Raw genomic sequence first — 514 nt, 5'->3', positions numbered from 1 at the left:
GCGATCTCGGGCGCCGAGCACAACGCATCTATTCGTGATCGCCAGATGTTCTCCTTCTTGCGTGAGACGCTGTTTGGCAATTCGGGGCTGGTTCGGCGGCTCCAGCGCGACAGCCCACACGTTCTGGCGGACGCCACGCTTGCGGGTCTGGCGGCCAAGATGAACGCCTTGACCGGAACCGACGACATCAAGCCCGAGGTCCTCCAGGCCAGCGCCGACGCCTACGACGCCAATTTCGTCGGGGGAACCCGGCTGCAGAACGACGACCAGATCCGCCGGATCGGCTTCGCACCTGTCGGCCAGCGCCCCTGCAGCGGCGCGACGCGGGTCCGTTTATCGCGATTCAGATGCAGTTGGTCACGCGAAAGAGCCTGGGCGGCCTGCAAACGGATCTGCAGAGTCGGGTGCTCGATGCGAGGGGGGCTCCGATCTCTGGCCTGTTCTGTGTGGGGGAGGCCGCAGGGTTCGGCGGCGGCGGGGCCGCAGGCAAGCGCTCCTTGGAAGGCTCCTTCCT

General features: G+C 66.3%; 1 pseudogene. It reads left to right on the top strand.

Going from position 1 to position 514, the window contains the following annotated elements:
- Positions 1-281: 281 nt before the first annotated feature.
- Positions 282-514 (top strand): annotated as a pseudogene (locus tag ACFC20_RS17830) (FAD-binding protein); the annotation flags it as partial.

The organism is Marinobacter sp., assembly GCF_041984545.1.
Lineage (GTDB): Bacteria > Pseudomonadota > Gammaproteobacteria > Pseudomonadales > Oleiphilaceae > Marinobacter.
This window is presented reverse-complemented; position numbering and strand designations above follow the sequence as displayed.